Source organism: Streptomyces sp. NPDC088387 (assembly GCF_044753385.1).
Lineage (GTDB): Bacteria > Actinomycetota > Actinomycetes > Streptomycetales > Streptomycetaceae > Streptomyces.
The window spans coordinates 23162-41075 of sequence record NZ_JBIVNC010000025.1 but is presented as its reverse complement, the minus strand read 5'-3'; the positions used below and the strand labels follow the sequence as shown (position 1 = coordinate 41075).

General features: G+C 70.6%; 17 protein-coding genes and 1 riboswitch. Of the genes, 10 read left to right on the top strand and 7 right to left on the bottom strand.

All coding sequences use genetic code 11. The features are described from left to right. Positions 1–64: 64 nt before the first annotated feature. Positions 65–176: riboswitch (glycine riboswitch) on the bottom strand. 221 nt (positions 177–397) lie between these two features. The 3 genes from ACIQAC_RS39375 (at position 398) to ACIQAC_RS39365 (ending at position 2991) form a co-directional block, all read left to right on the top strand. Beyond that, positions 398–1066: an AAA family ATPase gene (locus ACIQAC_RS39375; protein WP_402200310.1), complete on the top strand. Its 669-nt coding sequence runs from the start codon at positions 398–400 to the stop codon at positions 1064–1066. Between the two features lie 80 nt (positions 1067–1146). Then, a complete protein-coding gene (locus tag ACIQAC_RS39370) occupies positions 1147–1938 on the top strand; it encodes an enhanced serine sensitivity protein SseB (protein WP_402200308.1) in 792 nt (263 codons plus the stop codon). Between the two features lie 216 nt (positions 1939–2154). Further along, positions 2155–2991 carry a class I SAM-dependent methyltransferase gene (locus tag ACIQAC_RS39365; protein WP_402200306.1) on the top strand — a complete coding sequence of 279 codons (837 nt, stop codon included), beginning with the start codon at positions 2155–2157 and terminating at the stop codon, positions 2989–2991. Between the two features lie 334 nt (positions 2992–3325). On the opposite strand, the gene ACIQAC_RS39360 is transcribed toward ACIQAC_RS39365, so the two are convergent. The 7 genes from ACIQAC_RS39360 to ACIQAC_RS39330 are packed head-to-tail and all read right to left on the bottom strand — an operon-like array spanning position 3326 to position 10467. Beyond that, positions 3326–4231, bottom strand: a complete 906-nt coding sequence (locus tag ACIQAC_RS39360) for an aldo/keto reductase (RefSeq protein ID WP_402200371.1) — start codon at positions 4229–4231, stop codon at positions 3326–3328. 58 nt (positions 4232–4289) lie between these two features. Beyond that, positions 4290–6107 (bottom strand): HAD-IIIC family phosphatase, encoded by a 1818-nt coding sequence (locus ACIQAC_RS39355; RefSeq protein ID WP_402200303.1) that lies wholly within the window; start codon positions 6105–6107, stop codon positions 4290–4292. 43 nt (positions 6108–6150) lie between these two features. Further along, entirely contained in the window at positions 6151–6435 is a 285-nt protein-coding gene (locus ACIQAC_RS39350) for a MoaD/ThiS family protein (protein ID WP_402200301.1), read from the bottom strand. Continuing rightward, positions 6425–7336 (bottom strand): formylglycine-generating enzyme family protein, encoded by a 912-nt coding sequence (locus tag ACIQAC_RS39345; protein WP_402200298.1) that lies wholly within the window; start codon positions 7334–7336, stop codon positions 6425–6427. Before ACIQAC_RS39345 ends, ACIQAC_RS39350 begins: the two co-directional genes overlap by 11 nt. Further along, a complete protein-coding gene (locus ACIQAC_RS39340; protein WP_402200296.1) occupies positions 7327–7845 on the bottom strand; it encodes a hypothetical protein in 519 nt (172 codons plus the stop codon). Before ACIQAC_RS39340 ends, ACIQAC_RS39345 begins: the two co-directional genes overlap by 10 nt. Further along, complete coding sequence (locus ACIQAC_RS39335) at positions 7842–9785, bottom strand: alpha/beta hydrolase family protein (RefSeq protein WP_402200293.1); 1944 nt, start codon at positions 9783–9785, stop codon at positions 7842–7844. The genes ACIQAC_RS39340 and ACIQAC_RS39335 overlap by 4 nt, the downstream gene beginning before the upstream one ends. Continuing rightward, positions 9775–10467 carry a 2OG-Fe(II) oxygenase gene (locus tag ACIQAC_RS39330; RefSeq protein ID WP_402200292.1) on the bottom strand — a complete coding sequence of 231 codons (693 nt, stop codon included), beginning with the start codon at positions 10465–10467 and terminating at the stop codon, positions 9775–9777. The genes ACIQAC_RS39335 and ACIQAC_RS39330 overlap by 11 nt, the downstream gene beginning before the upstream one ends. A gap of 208 nt (positions 10468–10675) precedes the next feature. Here ACIQAC_RS39330 and lxmK point away from each other — a divergent pair, with 208 nt between their 5' ends. The 7 genes from lxmK to ACIQAC_RS39295 all read left to right on the top strand — a co-directional run bounded on the left by lxmK (position 10676) and on the right by ACIQAC_RS39295 (position 17858). Then, a complete protein-coding gene (lxmK, locus tag ACIQAC_RS39325; RefSeq protein ID WP_402200289.1) occupies positions 10676–11785 on the top strand; it encodes a class V lanthionine synthetase subunit LxmK in 1110 nt (369 codons plus the stop codon). After that, positions 11769–12758 carry a T3SS effector HopA1 family protein gene (locus tag ACIQAC_RS39320; RefSeq protein WP_402200287.1) on the top strand — a complete coding sequence of 330 codons (990 nt, stop codon included), beginning with the start codon at positions 11769–11771 and terminating at the stop codon, positions 12756–12758. The genes lxmK and ACIQAC_RS39320 overlap by 17 nt, the downstream gene beginning before the upstream one ends. Positions 12759–12792: 34 nt before the next feature. Then, on the top strand, positions 12793–14067 hold the full coding sequence (locus tag ACIQAC_RS39315; RefSeq protein ID WP_402200286.1) for a YcaO-like family protein: 1275 nt from the start codon (positions 12793–12795) through the stop codon (positions 14065–14067). Next, positions 14046–14687, top strand: coding sequence for a TOMM precursor leader peptide-binding protein (locus tag ACIQAC_RS39310; protein ID WP_402200284.1), 642 nt, complete (start codon positions 14046–14048; stop codon positions 14685–14687). The genes ACIQAC_RS39315 and ACIQAC_RS39310 overlap by 22 nt, the downstream gene beginning before the upstream one ends. A 125-nt stretch (positions 14688–14812) precedes the next feature. Further along, entirely contained in the window at positions 14813–16333 is a 1521-nt protein-coding gene (locus tag ACIQAC_RS39305) for a hypothetical protein (RefSeq protein WP_402200281.1), read from the top strand. Beyond that, positions 16330–16911 carry a hypothetical protein gene (locus ACIQAC_RS39300; RefSeq protein WP_402200279.1) on the top strand — a complete coding sequence of 194 codons (582 nt, stop codon included), beginning with the start codon at positions 16330–16332 and terminating at the stop codon, positions 16909–16911. Before ACIQAC_RS39305 ends, ACIQAC_RS39300 begins: the two co-directional genes overlap by 4 nt. Then, the gene (locus tag ACIQAC_RS39295; RefSeq protein WP_402200276.1) at positions 16908–17858 is read left to right on the top strand and encodes a sulfotransferase family protein; all 951 of its coding nucleotides are present in this window, start codon (positions 16908–16910) and stop codon (positions 17856–17858) included. The genes ACIQAC_RS39300 and ACIQAC_RS39295 overlap by 4 nt, the downstream gene beginning before the upstream one ends. The last annotated feature ends 56 nt before the right edge of the window (positions 17859–17914 follow it).

The following is a 17914-nucleotide window of genomic DNA, read 5'->3' as shown; positions in this document are numbered from 1 at the left end:
GAGACGATCACGGCTTGCACCTTGGGTGGGGCCACTGCGACAGCGGCCCGCTTTTCAGATGTGCCTCGCCCGCGCGGTACGGGGCCTGAGAGATTCAAGGGAGGGACTTGCTCCTTCGGCGCCCCTGTACCGCGGTCGTTCGACTGCGGCGCCGGGGACTCTCCCGCGCGGATTCAAGCGGCCGGTATGCAGTTGGCGCGGCCATCATTGCACGCATCGGTTCGGCGCGGCAGGGGGAGTCTCTTCGCCGAGGGGGTAGACGTAACGGACATCGGCAGCGCTCTGTAGCGAGCTTGTTGCGCGATGCGAACAGAAAGGCGGGAGACCGCGGATTACCTTCTCTTTACACTCGACGGGGAGGGGACGACGTGAACCGCCCCAGGGGAGGACGATCACGGTGAACAGGACCACGGCGTACGCGACCACCACGGGCCTCGCGCTGCCCGAGCAGCCGGCCGCCCAGGCCAGGGAGGCATGCGGCCCGGTGCCGTCCCCCGTCCTCCGCGATCTGCGCGACCGGGGCGGCCGCAGCCCGCACGCCCTGCTCTTCGGGCCCCGTGACCTGGTCGTGGTGACCGGTCTGCCGGGCAGCGGCAAGTCCACCCTGATGCGGCGCACGGTCAAGGCCGCCCGGATCGACTCGCAGGACACCCGTGACCGCTTCGACCGCCTGGTGCCGGGCTTCCTGCCGTACGCGGTCTACCGCCCGCTCGTCCGTCTCGCGCACTACGTCGGACTGCGCCGCGCGCTGCGCCGGGGCAAGGGCGTGGTGGTGCACGACTGCGGCACCCAGGCCTGGGTGCGCGCCTGGCTGGCCCGCGAGGCCCGCAGGCGCGGCGGCAAGCTGCACGTGCTGCTGCTGGACGTCACCCCGCAGCAGGCCCTGGAGGGACAGCGCGAGCGCGGCCGGGGTGTGTCCCGGTTCGCGTTCCGCCGCCACCGCGGGGTCGCCGCGCGGCTGCTGCGCCGGGTGGAGAAGGGCGACCTGCCGAGCGGCTGCGGTTCGGCGGTGCTGCTGGACCGGGACGCGGCGGACACCCTGCGGCGGATCGGCTTCACCGGTTAGTCACAGGTCGCAGGCGGCTCAAGGGGCGTACCGGTTAGCCTTTTCAGCCACAGCAGAGGTACTCGGCAGGCGGTAGGCAGATGGACTTCCCGGCGGACCTTCCCGCGAACTTTCCGGCGCAGGCGCACCCCCACCCGCACGGTGGCTGGCCCGGCAACGAACTGGAGGAGGTGCTCTCCGCCGCCCTCGGCGTACCGTCGGCCGGCCCGCGCGTCGTCGAGGTGCTGGGCCGCAGCTTCCTGTGGGTGCCGCTGCCCAACGGCGGCGGCCCGCACAGCGGTCCGCTGGACCTGCCCAGCACGGAGATCGACGGCCAGGCGTACGTCCCGGTGTTCAGCTCCGAGGAGCAGCTGCGCCAGGTCGCCGGGCCGCACATGTCGTACACGATCGCGCCCGCCGTGGAGTTCGCGCGCGGGCTGCCGCCGATGGCGGGGCTGGTGCTCAACCCCGGTGGTGTGGTGGGCATGCCGCTGCCGCCGCCGGCGGTCGCCGAGCTGTGCCGGGCGGGGCGCACCCCGCTGGACGGGCCCGCGGGCGGCGGCCGGGTGCGGCTGTTCGAACCCGACTGGCAGGACGACCCGGTGGAGTTCCTGGCCGCCGCGGCCGCCGAATTCGAGGCGCTGGGTGTGGTCCTGACGGCCCGCCGCTGCCTCGCCGCCATCGAGACGGCCGCCCCGGTCATGTTCGTCGGTGTCGAACTCTCCCAGTGGGAGGGCGACTTCAGGGCCCAGCCGCTGGAGGCGCTGGGCCGCGCCCTGGGCTGCATGCCGGTCCAGTGGCCGGTCAACCTGGTACTGCTGGGCGCGGCCCAGGACCCTTTGATCGACTGGATGCGACAGGAGGTCCGTCCCTTCTACCAGCGGCACTTCTGAGTGGTCCCGGCGAAGCCCGGTGCGGTACCGCGCCCGCAAAAGGGCGCGGGGAACCGCGCGACCGGTTCCCACCGGCCCGCGGTTCGGCACAGGCGATCGACCACACACCGTGCCTGCCGGCCCCCGTCGTACGCGACGCGTATGTGCCCTGTATCCGAGCCCTGCAATATTGGCGAGGGTTCATCGGTTTGTGTGCGCTGGTGCAGAGGAGAGCCCGTGACGACGCATGGTTCTCCGGGCCCGCGGATCGGCGACGCGTTCGGACTGCAGCTCTCGGACGCGGTGCGCCTGCGGCGGCCCGTGACCGCGTTCGTCGAGCGCTCGGACGGGCTGATCGTGCCGTCCGGCTCGGCCCAGTGGCTCAGCGGAGAGAACGAGTGGCCCTCTGCGGTCCGGGAGGCGCTGGCGAGAGCCCGGGGCCCTGTGCTCGACGTGGGTGCCGGCAGTGGCAGGCACAGTGCGTATCTTGCCCGCAAGCCGATGCAGGTGACGGCGATGGACACCTCGGAACTGGCCCTGGGCATCTGTCGGGACGCCGGGGTGCAGGAGACCTTGTGCGCGGACGTGACGGAGCTGGAGCGTCGACTGCGGGGGAAGCCGCTGTTCCGGACCGTGCTGTTCCTCGGCAACAACGTCGGGCTGCTCGGTTCCGTCACCCGCGGCACCGAGATCCTTCGGCAGGTGCACGCGGTCACCTCGGACGACGCACTGATCATCGCGGAGGGCAGGCGTCCCGTGGCCGGCACCGCGGAGAACCGCGCCTATGTCGAGGGCAACCTTTCTCGGGGCAGGCTGCCGGGCGCGTTGCTGATGCGGCTGCGCTACGGCACGACGGCAACCCACTGGTTCCCATACCTGTTCTGTGGGCCGGAGGAACTGGAGCGCATCGCGAAGGCCGCCGGCTGGAGCCTGTGCGACGTCCAGGACTTCCACTACCCGGGCGCTCCGTCCGACGCGGCCCCGCTGTCGTACACGGCGGTGCTGGGCAAGCAGGACGGGCGAGACGGATCAGCGCTGGGCGCCGAGGGCATGCCCGGGGGCGGGTACCGGTGAGGGAGACTCGTCGGCCGTGGTGCCCGCGGGGGAAGCAGTCCCAGACGGCATGGTGTTGGACCCAGCGGTTGTCCAGAACACCGGTGTGATTGGCTGCCGGCGGACCCGGTATTGCAGCACGGGAGTGAGAAGGTGTGTTTGACCTCCCCGCTCTCTTCGGGCATCTGTTCCTTGAACACGTCGAGGCCCGATATCTCGGCGCCGAGCGAGGGGCCGGCGGTTAGACGACGATGGCGTCGGAGACATGCCGCGTTCGTGTGGTGACGTGCTGTGGCGTCCGGTGCGGACTGTTCCATGAGTCCTCCACAAGAGAGTGAATGGTCTCGTCGGAATGTCAGTACCGTGGCGCGGACGGCGTCGGAATCGCGTCCAGTGCCTCGACCTCGGCAGGCGTGAGGGTGATGTCCGCCGCGGCGGCATTCTCGACCAAGTGCGTCCGCCGTCTGGTGCCGGCGATGGGCACGATGTGCTCACCCTTGGAAAGGACCCAGGCCAACGCGGCCTGTCCCGGGGTGGCTCCGTGGCGCGCGGCCACGGCTCGCAGCGGTTCGAGGGCCCGCAGCTCCTCCCGCATGGCCGCTTCGGTGAAGCGGGGCAGCCGGAGGCGGCGGTCGTCTTCCTTGAACTGGCTGCGCGACCGGTGCGTACCCGTCAGGAAGCCACGGCCGAGGGGTGCGTAGGCGATGAAGCCGCAACCGTGAGCGGCGCACCACGGCACAATGTCCCGCAGGGCTTCACGGGTCCACAGGGACAATTCACTCTGCACTGACGACACAGGGTGGATGGCATGGGCCCGCCGCAGTTCCCCGACACCGACCTCCGACAGCCCGATGTGCTTCATCAGGCCATCGCCGACCAACTCGGCCAGAGCGCCCCACGACTCGTCCAGGGGGATCCTCGCGTCCACACGGTGCAGCTGATAAAGGTCCAGGTAGTCCGTGCCCAGCCGCTGGAGCGAAGCCTTGGCCGCGGCTTTGAGCCGCTCGGGTCGGCCGTCCGGTACGAGTCCGCCCCTCTCTCCCGCGACGAGGCCACCCTTACTGGCCAGGAACGCCTCGTGCCGACGTCCGCGCAGGGCCTGCCCGATCAGGACTTCGTTGGCGTACGGCCCGTACACGTCCGCTGTGTCGACGAGCGTCACCCCGAGATCGAGGGCGGTGCGCACGACATCCAGGGAAGCCGCGTCGTCCCAGCCCCCCGTCGTGTAGGCGAAGCTCATGCCCATACAGCCGAGTCCCACCGAGCCGACAAGCGACCCGCCGAGTGTGCGCTCATGCACGAAGTCCCCTCCCCGCTGTTCAGGATGTCCGGCAGAGCTGGACCTTGACGAAGTTCCTGCTGCGGGGCTCGTCGACCGCGGGGTCGAACACCACGGTTACGGCCCCGTCGGTCTCCGCCGCCGCTCTCGTCACTGTCGAGAATCCGTGCCCGTGCAGCGCCTCCAGGACCGTGTCATTGCGGCCCGTCGGACACCACGTGACGTGAAGAGGACGCCGGGACCTGCCGATCAGCCAGCCGAACACGGCGGCCTCCAGCGTCCGGTTGAGGACCCGGCAGCTCATCGCGAACTCCCGCAGCCGCACCCGGTCCTTCGCGGTTTCGGTGACGATGACGGCGCAGATACCGTGATCGCCGAACGTGTCGACGAGCCGGGCGGTGAAGACCTGCCTGTCGGGGTCGTCGACAAGCTGCAGCCAGGACGCGTCGTCGAACCGGTGGCCGGTGAGGTGGAAGCGGTTGGCACGGTTGAGGAGCTGCAGACAGCGGTCCGGGGCCTGTTCGGGGCCGACCGGGGCGAGTTCGAGGCGCATGCCCAGCGAGGCGAGGAAGTCGTCGACGGACGTGGCCTTTGCACGGGCGGCCTCCGACCGGTAGCGGAGCCCGTAGTAGTGGGCACGCTCGCGGTCCTCATGGGTCAGCTGGCTGTCACCCACGGCGGTGAGGTCCTGGAGTGTCCGGCACAGCCCCGACCAGTCCTCACCAGGGCCCGGGAAACGGAGTGTGGTGACGTCCGGGTGTGTGGCGGCGACTTCGGCCAGTTCGACCGGGTTGTCGTCCACCAGGACGAACACGTCCGTGGGCAGGTCCAGCGCCTTCGCCATCGCGGCGAGCTGTTCGCTCTTGGGCGCCCAGCTGGTACTGACGGCGGCGAAACCCGCGGGCGGGACGAGCAGTCCGACGTGCTCGCGCAGCGCGGCATCGGTGAACGCCTCCAGTGCGTTTGGGGAGTTCTTGCTGCACACGGCGATGATGAAGCCCTGCCCCCGTGCGCACAGCAGCATCCGCTGCCACCAGCGGTGCGCCGCCTCTCCCGCGACGGCGTGCGAGCGAACGCCCGCCGGGCCGTCCTCGGAGAGGATGCCGCGCCACAGCGTCCCGTCCAGGTCGGTCACCAGCACTTTGGGCTGCCAGACCAGGCGTAGTCGCGTCGCCAGAACGCGAGCGATGAGCGACGCCGCCTCCTCCGACAGGACGGGACCGGGGGTTTGGGGCGCGGTGCCGTCTGCCCAGGCGGCCCGAGCCAGTGTTTCCAGCGCTCGGTCGGTGTCGAGAACGGAGCCGTGGGGGAGGTCCGTGAGGGTCTCCACCAGGGCATCGGTGATGCGCCCGGCCAGCCGGGCCAGTCGGAGTGCCACCGAGCGCTCGGCCACGGGCAGGGGCAGGGGCGGGAAAACGGGCGGCACGACCACGTACCGAGTGGCGTGCAGGGCCAGTTGCCCGCGCAGTCGTGCCGCGAAGTCCGCGATACGACGATCGGCGCCGGCGAGCAGCTCCTGCAGCGCCGCGGCATCCAGCGGTGTGGAGGAGTCCCAGCGGAGTTCGCCGAAGACATCCTCCACGCAGACCGCCGTGACCACGGGACCGGGTTCGCCCGTGAGTTTCCGCAACTCGGCCTCGAGCGTGTCGGCGACGGGTGCGGGGATGCCCACGGGATGCCCCGTGGAGGCGGCGTACGCTCTGACGAACAGAGCCAGGCGACCGGTCCAGGCCGTTCCGAGCAGTCGTACCTGTTCGGCGGACGCGGGTGAGAGGGAGGTATGTTCGGCGGCCTCGCGCAGGGAGAGCGGTGCCGGTGCGGCGGCGTGCGGGAGTTGGTCGACGGCTCCGGCTGTCATGAAGCGGCGTCCTTTCCGGGAAGCGAGAGGGCCCCGGCGGCGGTCAGCCGCCGGCGAACTGGAGCAGGAACTCGATCTCGTCCCCGTCGTCGAAGCTCAGGGCGCCGTACTCCGCCCGTGGTACCAGTTCTCCATTGCGTACGACGATTACGTTGCGGCGCACCGTGCCGCTCTCGTCCCACAGCTGTGCCGCGGTGGGGGAGTGACACGAGCTCAGGACAGTGCGCAACTGCCCGAGGTCGGCAACGCTCAGCCGTTCGCCGTGCCGGGAGAAGGACTCGGCGCCGATGAGGAATTCAGGCACGATGACCTGCACGTCACGGGACATGGCGGGACTGTCCTTTCGGTTCGGCCACCGGTGGTGTGTCCATGGCGCAGCGGAAGCCCAGGTCCGGGGCCCAGTAATCGGCGGGCTCGTGGTAGCGCAGAGTGCTGCGGCACATGTCGTGGAAGCCGTGGAAACTGCCGCCCCGGCAGACGCGGTGCGCCCCCTCTGTCTCGTTGAGCGGATCACGCAGGGGGGAGACGGTGTAGAAGTCCGCGCTGTACGTGTCCTGGCACCACTCCCACACGGATCCCTGCATGTCGTGCAGACCGAACGCGTTGGGCAGCAGGCCCCCGACCGCACGGAGCCGGCCGCCCGCGTTCTCGGCGTGCCACGCGTATCCGGCGAGGTCCGCCGGAGCGGGATCCGTGGCACTGCCGCCGCGCGCCGCGTACTCCCACTCGGCCTCCGTGGGGAGCCGTAGCCCCAGCCGCCGGCCGAACACCACCGCGTCGTACCAGGTGACGCCGGTGACGGGCAGCTGCGGATCCGCGTCGGCGGCGTGCCCGGGACTCCACTGCGCGTACTGTGCGTTGGTGACCGGAGTCCGGCCCAGCAGAAACGGTTTCAGCACGACAGGGTGCGCCGGTTCCTCGCCGTGGTACATGTAGCCGTCCGAGGGGCCGCCGCCCATCTCGAAACGGGCCGGACCGACCGGTACGAGGTCCATGGCGGCCAGCAGTTCCTCCCGGCCGGTGTCGAAGCGGTCGTACATCAGCTCCGCCTCGATGTCCGGCCCCCAGGCCCGGCACGCTTGCCAGGCGCGGTACAGGACCTCGCCCTTGGTCTCCCGGGGCGTACCGTCGGGATGGAGGGCAAGGATCGATCGGACCCGTGCCAGCTCCTCCGGCCGCGGGTTCGTGAACCGTCGCGGCCGTACGCCTTCCTGCGGTGTCACGGACATCCCCGGGCCTCCTCGTACGTGATCACGTCGACTTCGCGGACGCGCTTCCCCCGCTGGACGCGGAACGCGCGCACCTGCGGGTAGCGGGGGTTGCGCAGCATCACGATGAGGTGCCACAAGTCGGGGGACGGGTGCAGATCAGCGTCCACGCTGGTGAGCAGCGCGGGGTGGCGCCGATGACTGTGGAAGACGCCCACCGCGTGGAGTCCTCGCTCGCGGATGTAACGCTGGACGCGGTAGGTCTCCTGGGGGCTGCCGACGAAGCCGGCGTCGGCGTGGTCCTCGAAGTACTGCCCGTAGCGGGAGAAGCGGTCGGTCCAGGTGTCGCGGACGTTGTCGGCCATGAGCACGAACTCCACCGGCGGGTCTCCCGGGCGGGTAGCGAGGAAGTACCCGAACTGCTTGGCAGGGAAGGCCTGTTGGGTCGCCGCGACGAAACGGCGCAGCAGCGGGCGCGCCATGCGTACGTCTCCGGGAACGGCGCGCCCGGGCAAGTCCTCTGCGGTCATGCCGCACGCTCCGCGGCCGCCGGGGCGCCCAGCTCTTCGAGACAGGCGGTCAGCGTCCAGCGGTACCAGGCCCGGACGTTGCAGGGACGAGCCAGCTGGTGGCCCTCTGTGCGGAAGAGCACCAGCTCGCTGCGGACGCCGTCGCGCAGCAGCGCCCGGTGCACGCGCAGGCTCTCGGTCGGAGGCACCCAGCCGTCGTGCAGCCCGTGGGAGAGCAGCACACGGGTGCCGGCGGGTACGGAGTGCGGCTGGACGCTCTCCGCGGCGTACCGGGCGTGCTCGGTGTCCGGCGAGCCGAACTCGCCCGCCCACAGCCAGCTCCCGTCACCGCCGCCGACGATCTGGGCCTGGTCCATGGTGCCGCCGTAGGACACCACCAGCCGGGGGCGCAGTTCCTGGGCGACGGACAGGGCCAGGAGTCCGCCGACGCAGGGGCCGATCACCGCAAGAGGCGTGTCCGCCAGGCCGGTGCGGGCCCGCAGCTGGGCGACCTGACGGGCGGCGACGGCAGCGATACCGGTGCGCCAGCGTCGCCACCCGCTGCTCATTCCGGACGCGTAACCGAGAGACAAGGGGGGCTCCACGAGGATCACCGCGAAGCCCGAGGCGACGAACGGCCACGGATTCCAGCGCCAGTGCCACTCCGACCAGTTGCGGACCGGCCCACCGTGCAGCAGGACGACCGTTCCGCGGGCGGGCCCGTCCTCGGGCGTGCACAGCCATGAGGCGAGGTTTCCCGGTACGTCGGGCAGACGCTGGGGGTGGTGGCTCACTCTACCCGCGGGCAGGGTGAGCCGAGTGGCGGTGACCGGTTCGACGGCCCCGGTCGAGAGGTGGACGACCTCGACGGTCGGCGGGGTGGCGATCGCCGCCACGACGGTGGCCGCCTGCCCGGCGGCGATCTGGGCATGCAGCACGGAGGCGGAGGCTTCCGTGCGTGTCCAGTTCAAGGTGCGCAGATGGTAGGTGTTCAGCACGCTGCGCGGACCCTCGGCGCCCCTGCACACAAGGCGGTCCGGGCCGTCCCAGCCGCAGGGCTGCTGCCAGGTGTCGTCCGGTGCTTTCAGGATCTGCGGTTCCCACGACGGGGCTGCCACCAGGGCCGCGTACTGGACGGGTGCCTCGCCCTCGGTAGGCAGCGAGGCGGCCAGACAGGCAACCGTCAGCCCGTCCGGGCAGGACACGGGTGCCGTGATGTCGTATCCGGTGGGCTGCAGGTGGCGGGAAGATGATCCGTCGTATGCCACGACGAGCAGGCCGAAGCGGCGGCTGCCGTCCGGCCGGTGTTCGCGCGTTCCGAGCACCACCGCCTCGGCCATGCAGGCCGCCTCCCCGGTGAGGGCTGTGCCGGGCGGCAGCGTGAGGCCGACCTGCTGAGCGTCCCCCTCTCCGCCGAGGGGCACCTGCCACAGCTGCCAGTCGCCCACCGGGCGGCGGGCACCTGCCAACGAGGCGTCGGGACCGTCCCACCACACAGCGTCGGAGTCCCGCAGGACGTGCTGCGGATGGTCACCCGGGGCCGAGGGCCCCTCCACTGTATAGACGAGGGTGCCGGTCCCGGGCCGAAGCATGAGCGCGCCCACCATCCCGGGGCGGATGTCGAGGACGCGCTCCGGTGCGGTTTCGGTGCCGGCGCCCGTGTCCGCGCGGAGGGCAACGACTTGGCGGCCGTCCTCACCGCGCCGGACGTACACCAGCCCCGCCGGGACCGGGAGCGCCTGGAACGCGCCGGACACCGACCAGACCGACCGCCATGTGCCCTCGGCGTCCCGCTGGTGACACACCAGCGAAGGGACGAGATGGTCCTGGCCGTCGAGGGCGTCCACCCGCAGTGTCACGCGGTCGGGCGTGTAGGCCGCCACCGCTGCGATGCGTGCCTCGGCCTGCATCGCGTCGACGAAGCGTGTCGCGGCGTCGCCGACCACAACGTCAGGACGCATCGGTCCGGCACAGCCAGCCGTTGATGGCGAACCGGCTGTCCGCGTAGTGGCCGCTGGGGCAGCTGACGGGCCTGACCTCGTGCAGGGCGGAGGGGAGGAAGAATACGACGCTGTTGTGGTCCGGGGCATAGTCCCGGTACGTGCAGTCCTCGCGGGACAGGCCGTCGTGCTCGGCGTTCAGCGGCAGGGCGGAATCGTACATGCGCAGGTCCCCGCCCGTGAAGGCGGCAGGGGAGCGGTGGAGGTAGTACACAAAGGTCACCACGCGCTTGGCGGCACGTACGCCCTTGGCCACGTCGTGGGAGCTGACGTCCTGGTGGGCACGGTAGAAGTCACCGTCGTTGTGCACGTTCAGCGTGAAGGCCGGCCGCGTTCCGGCGCAGGAGACCCCGAGGGCCCTCTCGACCTGGCCGACCACGGCGTCGATCGCGGCGAGCAGTTCAGGAGCGTAGAAGCCGCGGTGGGCGAGGGAACTGCGCATGCGCGTGTCCAGCCGGTTGTCGCGCACGCGTGCGGGGAGCAGGTCGTCCTGTGTGGCCGATGTGGCGCGTCGCAGCAGCTCGTCGGCTGTCGGGGCGGGCAGAAAATCCGTCACGCGGCAGACCTTTGTCGGCGACTGCCATATCGCATGCGCACCCACCGGCACTTCCAGTGCCGCTGTGGTGTCCACCGTCTCGGTCATCGCATTCCTCCGCGCCGTTTCACCTACAGTTGGTCTGTACGTGCAGAACACAGCCGATGGGGGCGAAGTTAGTGAAGTTCCGGAAGGCGCGTCAATTGCTTTCGGGGACGACGTGCGGGGCGCGTATGTTGCTCGTACCCACCGCTGACACGGCATTTACGTGCAGGGCGCGTATGTGCTTCGTGCAAGTGGCGGCAAGACTCGACACATGCTTCCGCCGAACGGTGTGAGAATTCCAGACCTCGCCATAGTCAACCCATTCCTCGAACGGTTGGGCCTGGGCAAGCTGTCGCCTGACCAGGTGGTCACGCATCCGGGGCGGCACCGGAAGTGCTCGGGCATCACCACCACCGGGCGCGGAGTGTTCGTCAAGCAGCTGAACGATTCGCTCGGTTGCCCGGCCCCGGGCGTCGGGAGGGCCAGGTCGTTCGAGGAACTGCGGACGCCGGAGTTGTCCGGGGCCGCGCTTCTGGGCGCGGACGACGACCGCAACCTGCTCGTCTTCGAGCTGATCGAGGATGCCGAGCCGGCCGACCTGCTGGCGCGTGAAGGCCGGTTCGACGCCGGGCTCGCCCGCCGCCTGGGCGAGATGACGGGCGCCCTACACGAACTGCCGGTCGATTCGGCGAACGCCTCCATCGACACCTCTCCCTCGCGGTACCCGCCCCTGGGGTCGCTGGAAGGGCTGACCCTCACCCAGTACCAGGCCGCAAGTTCGGCCGTGCTTCAGGGATGGCGCTTGTTGCAGCAGGACGAGGAAGTCAAGGAGGCACTGCGCGCGTTGCGCCGCGACGAGGACACGGCGTCGAAGGTGCCCACACACGGCGACTTCCGGCTCGATCAGGTCCTCGTCGCCGACGGACGGCGACACATCATCGACTGGGAGGAGTTCCGCCTCGGTGACCCGGCCCACGACGTGGGCATGTTCGTGGGGGAGTGGCTCTACCTGGCGGCGGACCGGGCGGCCCGCGGACTGCACACGGGGCCCGTGGGCGATTCCGGTACCGTGCTCGGCGTTAGCCGCGAGGAGGTCATCGCCCGGACCGCGGTCGAACTGCAGGCGGTGCAACCCATGGTGGGGGAGTTCTGGTCTGGCTACCGGTCCGTGCGCACGACGACCGACCCCGATCTGCCGCGGCGGACCGCCGCATTCGCAGGCTGGCACCTCTACGACCGAATGTTCAGTGTCGTGGCCAAGATGATGGTGCTCAGCATGACTCAGTACGTGGCCAATGGAATCGGACGCAGAGCGCTGCTCAATCCCCATGAGATCGCCGGGATTCTGGAGATGGGGGAGATCGATGCCACACGCAGGTGACCTGTTGCTGCCGGAACTCGAAAGCGCTCTGGGAAAGATCGAGTTGCGGTCCGATGGAATGGTCGCCCATGTCGACGGCCATAAACTGGAGGCGAACAGTCCGAGGCATCTTTCGGTCCTGCTCCGATGGAGTCTCTACGATTTCCTGCATTCCGGGCGCGGGCCGGACACCTACAAATCGAAGGATGTCGTCAGGGACGCCGCTCTGGAAGCCGAACTCGCCCGGGTCATGCCGCACCAGGAGACGATCACCAGCGCCCGGGTGGACGGGCACAGGGACGGTGAGCTGCTGGCCTCCATCGACGGCACCCGGGTATGGGTGCCGGAGCACCGCAAGCTCGCCGACCCCCCGGGGGACGGCGAGGTGGTCTACCTGTCGATGCCGGCCGCGCGTCCCGCTCTCTCGCCCGGCTTCTTTCTCGCCGACGGCAGCCGTGGGCGCTCGGTGCGCAAACCGGTCCTGCGGGTGTACGCGCACGTGCGGAGCATCGACGCCGTGCCGGGTGTCTGGGCGGCGGCGTTGCGCTGTCTGGAGGACAAAGGCGTCCGCTACCGCGCCAAGGTTGCCTCCTCCCCGCTGCTGCTTCCGCGCCGAGACGCGTTGGTGGTCTTCCTGGGCCCGGACGGCTGGGACGCGGCCCCGGACATCGTGGACGCGCTCAACGGCCTGCCGGGACTGGGGGACGAGGTGTCCGTGTTCGCCCGGCGGCTCGCGCCGGGTGTGTCGATGGCGTGGCATCCGTTCGCCCGGCGGTCGCGTGGCCCGGCCGGACTGAGCTTCGGCCAGCATCGGGCTACGGCCGTGGCCCAGGGACTCGTCGACCACGTCATCGGTACCGATGCGAGATCCCGCGCCGAGGCGGTCGCAGACGCGATGCGGGAGGCGGGGATCGACCCTGCCGACCCCTTCCGCCATGACGACTCACCGGAACTGGACTTCGCCCGAAGGGGCCAGCGGTCCGTACTGAGCTGACCGACGGCCCGGAAGGAGCGCAGGAGGGAGGAACGTGGGCGGGTTCTCATCGGAGTTGGCAGCGGGGCTGCGCGCGCTCGTGTCTCCGTACGGTGTTGTCAGCGAGGTGCTGCCCGGAGCGCCGGTCCGGGGCCTGGCGGGGCTGTCCCTCGCCTCGGCCCGGGTGAATGGCGCGCCAGGCGTCGAACGGCCCGAGGAGTTCGGTGGCGCGGGCCGCAGCCTGGCCGGCCCGGACGACGCGCAGCTGATCGCCGTCGCGGAGGCCGCCGAACGCTACGCGGGCGCGGACTTTCCCGGCAGCGGCGAACGGTGGGCAACGCTCGCCGAACTGGACGGGCCGGTGCTGGACATGACGGCCGTGCCGCGCTGCTCGGAGACCGAGTACTCGAGTGGTCACTGCCCGGTCGTCCCCTTCCGGGCCGAGGAACCCATCCGATGGCAGCGAGGGCTCGACATGGCGTCGGGGGAGGCGGTGTGGGTGCCGTCGGTCATGGCGCGGCACGGAATACGCCGCCTCGCCAACGCGGAACGGTTCTGGAACCGCATCTCCACCGGCTACGCGGTGCACTCCGACCCGGCCGAGGCCCTCCTGCGCGGCCTGAGCGAGGTGTGCGAACGGGACTCGGCCGCGCTCGTCTGGCTGCAGATGCTGCCCCTGCCGCGCCTCGGGTTCACACGTCCCACGGCGGCGCTCTCCGCCCTGCTGGACCACTGCGCACGGCACTTCGTCACGACGCACTTCTATGACGCGACGACGGACATCGGAGTGCCTGCCGTCTACTGCGTGCAGGTCGCCGAGTACGACGACTCCTGCCGCCGCTCGGTCAGCTGTGCCGTCGGCCGCGACCTGACCGAGGCGGCGGAGAAGGCCCTGCTCGAAGCCGTTCCCGCGCGTGCGCTGTTCCACCGTGCCGACCCCGGAAGCCACGCCCTGGTCATGGCCGGAGCGCAGTTCATGGGCACGCCGGAGCGGCGGCACGCCTTCGACTTCCTGCTGAAGCAGCGCCGTTCCCGCCGGGCGGAGGACGGTGCGCGGCTGCCCCGGGACGCCGGGGAGGCCCTGGCGCGGGTGGTCGGTGCCCTTGCGGAGCGGGGCATGCAGGCCGTGGCCGTGGACCGGACCACGCGCGAGTTGGCGGCGGCAGGACTGACCGCCGTATGCGTCGTCGTACCGGGGCTGCAGCCCCTGACGTTTCACAGATACGGGCAGTATCGGGCTCATCCGCGCCTGTATTCGGTGCCCGTCGCCATGGGATACCCCAGCCGGCCGGAGGAGGAGTTGAATCCGTGGCCCCAGCCCTTCCAGTGATCGCCACGGGAGCCTTCGGCGAGCGGGTCGGCCGGCTGCTGGCGGAGAACCGGCCCGGAACCGAAGTGCTCTCCGTGTCCCGGCTCGCCCACGCGTTCAGCGAGTTCAGTGGGCCTGTCATCCTGGCCTCCTGGCGGCCCGAGCTCGCTCTCTGCGAGGAGATCGACGCGCTGGCACATGACACCGGACGGCCCTGGCTCCCGGTCGTCCTGGAGACGGCGGCCGTCCGGGTCGGCCCTCTGATCCGCCCCCCGGACGCCCCCTGTTTCCGCTGCTACCGGCTCAGGCGCAGCCAGCATGACCTCCAGGCACGGACGACCTCGCTCCTGACGCGCCGTTACGACCGGGATGAGCACTGCGGCCCTGGTGGGTTCCTGCCCCACCACGTCAGGGCCGCCGCCGCCGTCGCCGCGGCCTACGCGGACGGCGCGCCCGGTACCGGTGCGGGGCAGGTGAGCACGGTTCGCCTCCGTCGGTGGGACGTCGAGGCACACGGGGTCGTGCCGTGTCACGGGTGTACGCGGTGCGGCGACCGCGGAACCCCGGACCCGGAGCTGAACCGCCTCAGAGCGGCTCTGCCGGCCCTGCCGCCGCGTCGCGACCCCTTGGAGGTGCGGTGACAAGCCAGGGTGTGTCGGCTTTGAGAGCTGTGCTGGACCGTGACCGGGCACGGCCTGCCCTGTGTCGTGGGCTGGTGCTTGTGGAAGTTCCCGGTGGGCTTGTGGTCGAAGGCGGCCCGCATCGGATGTTGTTGAGCGGCGAGGCGGCCGCCGGGTTCCTTCCGGCGCTGCTGCGCCTGCTGGACGGACGGCATGACATGGACGAACTGTGTTCTCTGCTCGCCGCCGAGCCCGCCGACGTCACCCAGGCGCTGGAGCTGCTGGACGACTGGGGCGTACTGGAACCGGGCAGCCCCACGGAGGAGGGACGGAGAGAGGGCGTGCCGGAAGAGACCCTCGCGTACTACTCCCGTACGGCCGCCCTCATGGGTGGACATGCGTCGGCCGAGTCCGTGCTGGCCGAGCTCTCCCGGTCTCATGTCCTGCTGGTCGCCGAGCAGCCGCTGATCCGGATGCTGACGGAGGATCTGACCGTCAGCGGGGTGGGCAGGGTGTCCAGCGGACGCGGCGGAGGCGGAGTACCGAAGGACTGCGACCTTGTCGTGGTGGCCGACCGGCCTGGTGCTCCGGGGCACCTGGCGGACTGGGTGGCCGCAGCCTGGGCGGACCGCGTCCCTGTCCTGCGGCTCGCGACGGGAGACGGCGCGGTCGAGGTGGGACCGCTGTTCTGGCCGGGTGGGTCGGCATGCGTCGACTGCTTCCGCCGCGGCGGCGGGCCCGTGGGCGTCGCGGGTGGCGATCAGACGCTGCTGGCCTCAGCCGCGGTCATGGAAGTGCTGGCCGTTCTCGCACGGACCACACCGGTGACGACCCTTGGCACTCGAGTGTGCACCGCGACCGGGGGCGACCGTACGGAGCGTCACCTCTTCGCGCCCGACCCCTCGTGCACCGTATGCGGGGACGGCCGTGACGGGGCCGTCGACGACGCCCTATGGCTCATCGAGGCGTATGAGTGGCACCTGGCGCTCCCGCCCGGTCGACTGACCCGCATGCCGCGCCTGCTCGCTCCCCAACGTCATCAGGTGCGTCAGGCGTTGCGGCGCCGCGTCCTGCCGTACACGTCACCCGCGGTGCGGCTGCCGGGCCCCTCACAGTCCGACCGGCACGGCGGACATCCCGACCTGGCCGGGCCGGTCATGGCGCTCGCGGGGATCCTGCCGCACACGGCGGGCCCGACCGCCGCGTACGACGCAGGCCGCGGCCAGGACGAGAACGGCCCGGTCTCCGTCGATACGTACGTCCTGACGGATCTGGTCGGCCAGGAATTGCCCGGTCAGGTCTTCCGGTACGACGACGTCGGCCACCGGCTGTTGTCCTTGCGGGCCGACTCCCCGCTGTGGAGACGGGCAGTGCTGTCCTCCGTCCTGGATGTCGCCGACTTGGACGCGGTGATCGTTCTCGTCGCGGACGCCGGTCCGCTCGCCGCGGAGTTCGGGGACAGCGCCTGGCGGCTGGCGCATCTGGACGTCGGCGTCGCGGCGATGCGACTGGCCCGCGCGGCCCAGGAGGATCAGATTCCGCTCGCCTTCGGACTCGGCTGGAGCGAGTACCTGTCGGCGGTCCTCGAACTCGACCCGACGAGAGAGAGCGTGGGCACGGTGGCCGGACTGGTGGGCGGTTCGAGACCACAGGAGGTGCAGGTATGACGCCCCCTTCGATGGCCGACGCGGTCGCCGCGGTGGAACACGCATGCCGTGGCGACCGACCCGCCCAGCGCGCGGAGCCGGAGCGCCGGCCCAGGGCAATGGAGGCCTCCGGCGCCGCGAGGGAGGTTGCGGCCCTGCTGGACATTGCGTTCCTGTCCCAGCGGCTCGCCGTCCCGGACCAGACCCCGTACGCGGTCCTCGCGGTGACGGGCCACGCCGGACCGGGTACGGCGCATGCCGTGTTCGCCATGGCCGACACCGTGGTGCCGTTCGAGGCGGAGCTCTCCTGGACGGGCGTGCTCGCCGAGGCGTACCCGGATGTGGGCCGGCTCTTCCTCGTCTGCGCCGATCTCGGGAGAGCACCCGGGCCGTGGGCCGGTGCGGCCTACCCGGAATCGCTGGTAGGGGCCGGAGCCCTCGCGCACAGTCTGCGGCTCGCGGCCTCTCACCCGTGGCCCGGTGCCCGGATCCACATCGGCAGCCACACCGCCGTGACTTCGGCCGTCCGAAGACGGTACCCGGGGATGCGCCACCTGGTCACTGTCTCCGCCGGCCCTCTCGATGGGAGCTCCACATGACCGCGACGGTTTCCGCAGGCGGAGTGCCCCAGGGTGCCGAACCCGCCGGCGCCGGACACCCAGATCCCCTCTTCATCCTCTCCCCACCCCGTTCGTTCTCCACGATCACCCTGGCTCTTCTGGCCGGACACCCGCGGATCTTCGGCTTTCCCGAGATGCTGGTCTTTGCCAACGACACGGTGGGCGACCTCGTCGGAGAGGATGGCGCGGAGGCGGAGCGGTTCCCGCCGGCGTACCGCAGGACTCGCCTGAGCGGGGTCTGCCGCGCACTCGCCCAGGTCCACGAGGGAGAACAGACGGCGGACGCTGTTGCCCGGGCCGAGGAGTGGCTGAGGAAGCGCCCCGACTGGCCGATGCCCTGGGTCTTGGATCACCTGTTGGACCTGGTCAGTCCGCTGATCGGAGTGGAGAAGACGCCCGACACGGTGGCCACGGACGAGTCCCTCGACCAGTGCCTGCGCAGCTATCCGAACGCCCGGTACATCCACTTGACGCGGCATCCCGTGACAACTCAGCGCTCGATGCACAGCCAGAACGAGCAGTACCTGACGCACCGGAAGGTGCGCGTGGTCGGAGCTGCCTCCTCCTGGTACCTGTCGCACCGGCGAATCATGCGGACGCTCGGCGAACTCCCCCAGCGGCAATGGATGCGGATCCGCGGCGAGGACCTGGTCAACGAGCCCCGGGTGTGGCTGCGCCGGATCCTCGACTGGCTCGAACTGGACAGTGACGAGGCGGTCCTCGACCGCATGGTGCACCCCGAGTCGTGGCCGTTCGCCAACAACGGCCCTGAGGGAGGGCTGTTCGGCGGCGACCACAAGTTCTTCAGCGCGCCCGAGCTCAGGCCGGTCCCGGATCCCGGGCCGGTTGAATTCGACCTGGGGTGGGACTTGCCAGACGAGATGTACAAGCGAATGGCAGCGCTGGCACACGAATTGGGCTACTGAGCTCGCTCGCCAGAGAAAGGAAATATCGGATGAAGTCCCGGCGCTCTTTGCCGGTC

Bases quoted from the DNA above. Each gene is read 5' to 3' on its own strand.
- ACIQAC_RS39370 (WP_402200308.1), top strand. From the start codon at position 1,147: ATGGACTTCCCGGCGGACCTTCCCGCGAACTTTCCGGCGCAGGCGCAC.
- ACIQAC_RS39355 (WP_402200303.1), bottom strand. From the start codon at position 6,107: ATGACAGCCGGAGCCGTCGACCAACTCCCGCACGCCGCCGCACCGGCA.
- ACIQAC_RS39350 (WP_402200301.1), bottom strand. From the start codon at position 6,435: ATGTCCCGTGACGTGCAGGTCATCGTGCCTGAATTCCTCATCGGCGCC.
- ACIQAC_RS39345 (WP_402200298.1), bottom strand. From the start codon at position 7,336: ATGTCCGTGACACCGCAGGAAGGCGTACGGCCGCGACGGTTCACGAAC.
- ACIQAC_RS39340 (WP_402200296.1), bottom strand. From the start codon at position 7,845: ATGACCGCAGAGGACTTGCCCGGGCGCGCCGTTCCCGGAGACGTACGC.
- ACIQAC_RS39335 (WP_402200293.1), bottom strand. From the start codon at position 9,785: ATGCGTCCTGACGTTGTGGTCGGCGACGCCGCGACACGCTTCGTCGAC.
- ACIQAC_RS39330 (WP_402200292.1), bottom strand. From the start codon at position 10,467: ATGACCGAGACGGTGGACACCACAGCGGCACTGGAAGTGCCGGTGGGT.
- lxmK (WP_402200289.1), top strand. From the start codon at position 10,676: ATGCTTCCGCCGAACGGTGTGAGAATTCCAGACCTCGCCATAGTCAAC.
- ACIQAC_RS39320 (WP_402200287.1), top strand. From the start codon at position 11,769: ATGCCACACGCAGGTGACCTGTTGCTGCCGGAACTCGAAAGCGCTCTG.
- ACIQAC_RS39305 (WP_402200281.1), top strand. From the start codon at position 14,813: ATGTTGTTGAGCGGCGAGGCGGCCGCCGGGTTCCTTCCGGCGCTGCTG.
- ACIQAC_RS39300 (WP_402200279.1), top strand. From the start codon at position 16,330: ATGACGCCCCCTTCGATGGCCGACGCGGTCGCCGCGGTGGAACACGCA.
- ACIQAC_RS39295 (WP_402200276.1), top strand. From the start codon at position 16,908: ATGACCGCGACGGTTTCCGCAGGCGGAGTGCCCCAGGGTGCCGAACCC.